Genomic DNA, 7,631 nt, shown 5'->3' with positions numbered 1-7,631 from the left:
TATGAAATGTAATTACTATATTTTGTCGATACATATGTACATCATAAAAAACCGCTCCACTACTAGCGAAACGGTTTCCTTTTGCTTACATTTAAATATTTCATTCAATTGTTGCACTGCGCTTTAAAATAACTTCTAATATATTCACCACATCAGTCATTCTTAATGCTCACTTCGACTTCACAAAATAATATAAAAACCATACCGCATGATTTTGTTCATCCGCAGCTATTCTCCGTAACAAATCTTTCAGATGTGCATCCGATGTCTCATCTGAAATTTCCAAATAAAAATCTACTGTCTTTTGCTCATCTTGTATAGCGAACTCTAATCCTTGTAAGTAGGTATTCGGACAGTCTTCGGTAATCTGTGGTTTCGGCTGCCTGCCAGTTAAATTCGTATAAATTTGTACAAAGTGATGAAAATGTTTTATTTCATCATTACGAATTTCAAGAATTTGTTTTTTCTCTGCTTGACTTGGAGCCATATTCGCTAATTTTGCATAGCAGCTTATAGCGCTATACTCTCCATTTATAGCTTTCTCAATATCACTTATCAACTTATCATTCTGCCTATACCAATCATAATAATTCGAATTATACATTGTATCCCCTCCATACTTTCGCATAACATTTTATGCATTTTGAAATAGTAGGAGCATGTGTATATAACGGGACAGCTTTAGATTGAAAGTAAAGTTTGAGAAAATGGTCTATTTTGCAAAAGAATTGCTTATGCATAAAAATAACACTATTGTATACTGTGGCTATAAACTCTCGCGGGAGTGGGAAAATACATTCGCGAATCAACGAGAAGTTCAACATGATGCGGTGCGAAGCTATTATGAATTCAGTGACATAACTAGGAGGTTCCGCTATGCCATCTTTATTTAAAACTATGGAGTTCAAGCTAAAAACCGAACGACTTGACCTGAGTATGTGGGAGGAATCCGATTCAGTTTGGATGAGAAAATTAATTGGCGAACGTGGTGTGGACATGCCAGCCCTTGATTCCGTTCGTAGCCGGCTTATTGAGATGCGCAAGAAAGCAGACGAAAATGGCATTTCCCTTCTCACTATTCGAAGAAGAGACGAAGGCGATTTTATTGGATACTGTGGCTTGATTATCGGTCGTTCCACACTTGAAGAGCCGGAGATTGCATACGAATTGTTCCGCAGCGCTCATGGAAAAGGTTATGCGACTGAGGCAGCAGCCGTTGTACTGGACGCTGCAATTGCTACTGGGCGCCACAGGCTTTGGTCGACTGTAGGCACTTGGAATATCGCTTCCCTCCGGGTACTAGAAAAGATAGGATTTAAGCGTCATCACAGTACGTGGGATGACGAACGTGGTGAGATTGTCTGGAACGTACGCGATCTTTAGAGATTCTGACTTAATTTTAAACACTACACTTTTCAACAATCAGGCATTTACATTGAGAAAAAATCAAAAACAAGCCGTTTCACTAATTAGTGAAACGGCTTGTTTTTAAGCGTTCAATTCTGTTTTATGCCCTTTTACTACACTACGTTTGAATGCAGTTGCTAATATGGTAACCATACTTACTATACCAATCCAAACGAGTACAGTAACAGGAGTATTCCAACTTAACCCTTTTCCGAAGAAGAAGATTTCTCTTAGGCCTTCAATCATAAATTTCATTGGTAACCATGAGTAAACCCAGTCTTGATAAAACGGAGACAACATCTCAGGTGCTAATGATAGTAACGGCGCCCCGAAGAATAGTAATAAAGCGAATAAACCGATTCCTTTTAGCCCAACCAATGAAAGTACCGCAGATATCATTAAGAAGAAACTAAAAGAAGTAATGGATAAGAATAGAGCTGTATCCGTGAAGTTCGAAATATTTAACCCTACCATCCCATCCGCAATCCATGTAAGACCAAATCCAATTACAAGTGTCGCAATAGCTCCTGTTACAATTTGGTTTACTTTTAACAGAAAGTTTTCTTTTCTTGAGCTTACTGGCATTTTACTAATCGCAATAAAAATAATCGCTGCACTAGCTAAACTTGCAATCCATAACGGCTGAAATAAAGACATTGGTGAATTACCGTTCGCACTATTTTTGCCAACCTCATTCACATTTTTCACGTTCTTTACAATAGGTGTTACTAATTTCGCAGCTTGATCTGTTGTTACAGTATCTCCTTTTGCTTTTAACCCTTCTAATATTTGCGTACGAACATTATTGTTCATATTATCAACAATCGCAGTTCATGGACCTTTTTATGCGGCTGGCTTAAAGAAATAAGTCAGCTATATAATAAAAGAACATCCACTATAATAGCGGATGTTCTTTTATTTCATTACAACACTTCAATATACCCTTCTGTTCCATGTACCCGAATTCGTTGTCCGTCTTTTATTAATTTCGTAGCATTCTCTACTCCAACGACTGCTGGTAATCCATATTCACGTGCGATAACTGCTCCGTGCGTCATAAGTCCGCCGACTTCAGTAACTAATCCTTTTATAGATACAAATAATGGTGTCCAGCCAGGGTCAGTAAAAGCCGTAACTAATATATCTCCCTCTTCTAAATTCGCATCTTCCATGTTTAAAATAACGCGAGCTCTCCCCTCAATCACTCCTGAAGAAACAGGTAAACCTATAATCGCATCATCTGGGAGGTTTTCTCGTTTATATTTACCTGTAATGATTTCTCCATCAGACGTCATGATACGAGGAGGCGTTAGTTTTTCGTATAATTTATAATCATTTTTTTGTTTATGAATAAGCTCATAATTTAGTTTATTCGTGCGAACAACTTCGTGAAGCTCTTCAAAAGTTAGATAGTATATATCATCAACTTCATGAATGACACCGCTCTGCACAAGTTGCTCAGCTTCTTTCAGTAACGCTTGCTTATATATGAAATAACGATTAATCATACCGTATTTTGGATATTCACGATAGCCGATAAAATTACGGATATTACGAATCATTCGCTTCGTTTCTTCTACTTTTTGTTTTCCACCCGATAAGTGCTGTAATCGATCTACTAACTCTTCTTCTTTTTTCAAAGCTTCTTGCAGTCCTTCTTCAAATTTCCGCTTACTCGCACCATATTCAAAATCTCTTATATTATTTAAAATCATCGGGATAATTGTAGTTGGCTTTTCACTCCAGCGCGTTTTCGTAATATCTATTTCTCCGCTACATCTCATTCCGTATTTATTTAGAAAAGTTAGAATAGCATCTCGAGCTTCTTCTCCACCTTTAAACTGAACTAGTTCATTTAAAAAGCTATCATCTTCTACATGTTGTAAATACGTAATAACTTCTTTGTACGGCCGAATCACATCAGCGACATCCATTAATGCTAAACCCATTTCAGATGTAATATTATTTTGTACGGATTGAGAAAGCGTGTCTGCTGCATTTTTTTCACCTAACCATTGCTCCATCTTTTCATTTATCCATGTTGAAGCATTCATACCAGCCATAATGACAGCGATACTTTGCGGGTTAAACAATACTTTCTTTAATTGCTGAATATCTTCCAAAATAAAATCAAGTACGTCCACTCCTGATTTCAGTTGCATATTTTGTTTTAACTCTTCAAGTGATGCTTCACTATTCTTTATTAATTCCGTAACGATTGCTGGATCATTTTCGATTTCTGGTTGCGTGCTTGCAGGTGGCACACCTTTACCAACACTCTTTTCTTTTTCATCATCCGGTAACAATGTAATAAAATTATCTCGCTCGACTACAGTCGTTAATGCATCTCTTATGAGCGGATCTGATTTTCCTAACGTATTTATTAGGTAATCTCTGCTAGCAGGTGATGCTAATCTTTGTGTAGCATCCACAAACAGCCTTCCGCCCGCTTTACGCATTGGGGCACTTGTCGTTAACAGGAAAAAAGATAACCCTAATGGTTTCATCGCATCGGTCATCATTTGTTGGTGACCAACTGATATATACACGTGATTTTCCCCATCATTTACTTCTGGAATTGGATATAAAGTCGTAATCGGTCTGCTTTGGACTATATAAATTGTATCATCAACTAAGCACCATTCAATATCTTGCGGACAACCAAAATAAGCTTCGATTTGTCTTCCGATGCGTGCTAGTTGTAAAATCTGTTGTTCAGTAAGTGTTTGAACTTTTTGCTGATTAGGAGCAATTTTCTTTCTCTCTGTTCCGCCTTCTTTTCGTCCATAGATGGCTAATTTTTTCATTGCGATGACCTTTTCGACGATTTCATCTTCTTTTACCTTATAATTATCGGCAGAAACTAATCCAGATACTAGCGCCTCGCCAAGTCCAAAGCTGGCATCGATTGACAACACCTTCCTATTTGAAGTAATCGGATCAGCCGTAAATAAAATACCCGAAGCCTCAGGGAAAACCATTTTTTGCACGACAACACATATAGAAACTTGATTATGTTCAAAACCATTTTGCATGCGGTACGTAACTGCTCGCTCTGTAAATAAAGACGCCCAGCATTTTTTAATATGCTGCAAAATGTTTTCTTTTCCAATAATATTTAAATACGTATCTTGTTGACCTGCAAATGAAGCATACGGTAAATCTTCAGCCGTCGCACTAGAACGCACGGCATACGCATGTTCATTTCCAAAACGTGAGAGATAATGAGTTACCGCTTCCACTACATCAGAAGGGATTTGTACTGCCATAATTACTTCTCTAATCTTCTTACTCATTTCACCAATTTGAGCTCGCTCTTCCATTTTCAACTTTGTTAGTTGCTGCAACAAAGCCTGAAGCTCTTCATTTTTCTCGATAGCCTTTTCATATCCTACCGTTGTAACACAAAAGCCTTCTGGCACTTGTATATTTTGAATGTTTGTTAATTCCCCTAAATTCAAACCTTTTCCACCGACGAGCGAAAGCTGCGTGTTTTCTATTTCCTGAAAATCGAGAACGAAAGAACTCATGTAACATCTCTCCTTACTATGCATGTGTTCTTGATTGTAGCAGTAGTAAATGCGAATAAACAGTCTATTTCGAACTTGATTTACATGATATAATTAAGTTAGGAAGAGATATTCCCCCTCTAATTCACTTCAACTACATCACCAAACTTAAACATCCTTTGATTATGAAAAGCATCCTACAAGTAATCGTCTTATTTACTGGATTTATACCAGCTACTGTTATGTAATTTTTATATAGATAGCTATTTTTATAATATGTAAGTAAAACCTCTTCTTCACCTAAATATGAAGTTAACAGCTTATTTTCAATCCTTTCTTTTGCATCTTGCGTTAAGATTGGGCGTGAGATCTTTGTTTGCTCCTGTATCATTTCTTTAATACAGACGAACTGCTCTGGCATACTAGCAAACGGTTAAATATACTACAGTATTTTTCCTATCATTTGGTTAGCTGTTATTGAAGTATATACGTTCGTATTTTAATGATGATATGTAATGATTGGTTGAATGTTTCTTACACTAATAAAAAAGCCAATTCCCTTAGCGTACAGGGAATCGGCCTTTTCTATGTTAAAAATTGCTTAGCGTACGAAATTCACGTTTTGTTGATGCTTTCCCTCCAAGTAAAAATGGACAGTTTTATTTGGAGGCGTTATATAATTCTTAAATTGATGGACATATAAATTTAAACTAAATTATATACTCGACACTCTTCACTAAATAAATTTGTATCATATGTATGTTCTATATAAATTTGATGCCATACCATAAAGGTTAGTACTGTCCAAATTTTACGACTATGATCACCTTTATCTGTGCGATGTGCCTCCAGTAAGTTTAATACATATTTTTTATCAATTAAATGTTCGGTTTTACTCTCTTTAATAATATTCAGAGCCCAGTCATACATTTCATCTTTTAACCAATGACGGATTGGCACTGGAAAACCGAGTTTCTTACGATCTAGTACATGATCTGGAACGATATCACGTACGGCTTCACGTAAAATAGCCTTTGTAGTTCTATTGGCAATTTTTAATTCTGTTGGGATTTTAGAAGCTACATCAAAGACTTCTTTATCTAGAAATGGAACACGTAATTCTAGTGAGTGAGCTGTAGACATTTTATCTGCTTTTAATAAAATATCTCCACGTAACCATGTGTACATATCAATGTATTGCATTTTACTTACATCATCATAATCCTTAATTTCATTATACAGTGGTTTGGTTACATCCTTATAGTTAACACTTTCATTGTAAGACTTTATTAACTTAATTTTCTCTTCTTCACGGAAGATCTTTGCATTACCATAATAACGTTCTTCAATTGGTGTACATCCACGCTCTAGAAAGCTTTTCCCTTTAAACCCTTCTTTAAGTACTCCACTTAAAGCTTTTAAAACCGTTCTCCCAGAAGTGGGAATGTATGAGAACATTTTTAAAGAGTTTGGCTCACGATAAATATTATATCCGCCAAATAGCTCGTCTGAACCTTCACCAGACAGAACAACTGTTACATGTTTACGTGCTTCTTTTGCAACAAAGTACAATGGTACTGCTGCTGGATCTGCTAATGGATCATCCATGTGCCACATGATTTTTGGGAATTCATTCATAAATTCTTGTGGTGTTACCAACACACTATAGTTTTTTACTCCTAATTTCTCAGCAGTTTCTTTCGCTACATCTATTTCACTAAATCCACGGTGCTCAAAACCAACAGAGAATGTTAGGAGATTTGGATTTATTTCTTTTGCAATAGAAGCAATAATAGATGAGTCAATCCCACCAGATAAGAATGCACCTACTGGAACATCGCTGCGCATATGTACTTTTACTGAGTCATATAATACATCACGAATTGCTCGAATGTGTTCCTCTTTTTTGTTATCTGAAGCATTGAAATATGGTTTCCAGTAGCGATAAACCTCTATCTCTTTTCCAATTTCTTTTATGAAATAATGACCAGGTTCAATTTTATTAATATCATTTGTTAATGTTTCTGGTTCTGGTCCGTATTGGTATGTAAAATAATGTTGGAGAGCAGTTGGATTTACACCCTTATCTTGCATTACATGTAGGATACTTTTCTTTTCAGATGCGAAGAAAGTTATATCGTTCTGTTGTGCAATGTAAAGTGGTTTAATTCCAAAATGATCGCGAGCACCAAATAATTTTTTCTCTTGACGGTCCCAAATTACAAAAGTATACATTCCACGAAGATAATTTACACATTCTTCTTTTACTTGGGCATATAATGCAACAATAACTTCCGTATCTGACTGAGTTGAAAAACATGCTCCCTGTTTAATTAACATTTCACGTAATTCTATATAATTATAAATTTCACCATTGAACATAAGTATATAGCGTTCATTATCATATGCTAGCGGTTGATGTCCCGCATCCAAATCAATAATACTTAACCGTCTAAACCCAAATTGAACATGCTCGTCACGGAAATATCCTTGGTCATCCGGACCACGGTGGTATAACAGATTCGTCATATTTTCAAATTTTATTTTTTCTGTTTCTGAATATCTTTTTGCAGTATTATACAAGCACCCTACATAGCCACACATTTTTTTACCTACTTTCAAATTATCTACTCTCTAAAATTTTTATAGTGTAATCCACTTTCAATAAAAGTCAAAAAAATACGCTCGTCAATTAAAGCTTCACAAATAAGTTCT

Annotated in this window: 4 protein-coding genes and 2 pseudogenes; 1 reads left to right on the top strand and 5 read right to left on the bottom strand. The window is 36.0% G+C overall.

Annotation, left to right across the window (positions count from 1 at the left end; genetic code table 11):
* Positions 1–169: 169 nt before the first annotated feature.
* Positions 170–604 (bottom strand): ferritin-like domain-containing protein, encoded by a 435-nt coding sequence (locus ACQGSG_RS24255; protein WP_000282836.1) that lies wholly within the window; start codon positions 602–604, stop codon positions 170–172.
* A gap of 272 nt (positions 605–876) precedes the next feature.
* On the opposite strand from ACQGSG_RS24255, the gene ACQGSG_RS24250 reads away from it, so the two are divergent.
* Positions 877–1,383 (top strand): GNAT family N-acetyltransferase, encoded by a 507-nt coding sequence (locus ACQGSG_RS24250; RefSeq protein WP_325843168.1) that lies wholly within the window; start codon positions 877–879, stop codon positions 1,381–1,383.
* A 105-nt stretch (positions 1,384–1,488) separates the two neighbouring features.
* On the opposite strand, the pseudogene ACQGSG_RS24245 reads toward ACQGSG_RS24250, so the two are convergent.
* The 4 genes and pseudogenes from ACQGSG_RS24245 to asnB all read right to left on the bottom strand — a co-directional run.
* Positions 1,489–2,235: pseudogene (locus ACQGSG_RS24245) on the bottom strand (phage infection protein); the annotation flags it as partial.
* Positions 2,236–2,330: 95 nt separating this feature from the next.
* Entirely contained in the window at positions 2,331–4,937 is a 2,607-nt protein-coding gene (gene ppsA, locus ACQGSG_RS24240) for a phosphoenolpyruvate synthase (RefSeq protein ID WP_325843169.1), read from the bottom strand.
* 119 nt (positions 4,938–5,056) lie between these two features.
* A pseudogene (locus ACQGSG_RS24235) lies at positions 5,057–5,337 on the bottom strand (YolD-like family protein).
* Between the two features lie 284 nt (positions 5,338–5,621).
* The gene (gene asnB / locus ACQGSG_RS24230) at positions 5,622–7,520 is read right to left on the bottom strand and encodes an asparagine synthase (glutamine-hydrolyzing) (protein WP_325843177.1); all 1,899 of its coding nucleotides are present in this window, start codon (positions 7,518–7,520) and stop codon (positions 5,622–5,624) included.
* Positions 7,521–7,631 lie beyond the last annotated feature (111 nt).

This window comes from Bacillus sp. GMa5/1 (assembly GCF_050172015.1).
Lineage (GTDB): Bacteria > Bacillota > Bacilli > Bacillales > Bacillaceae_G > Bacillus_A > Bacillus_A cereus.
Note: the sequence above shows the minus strand (reverse complement) of the source record. Positions and strands in the feature narration are given on the sequence as shown.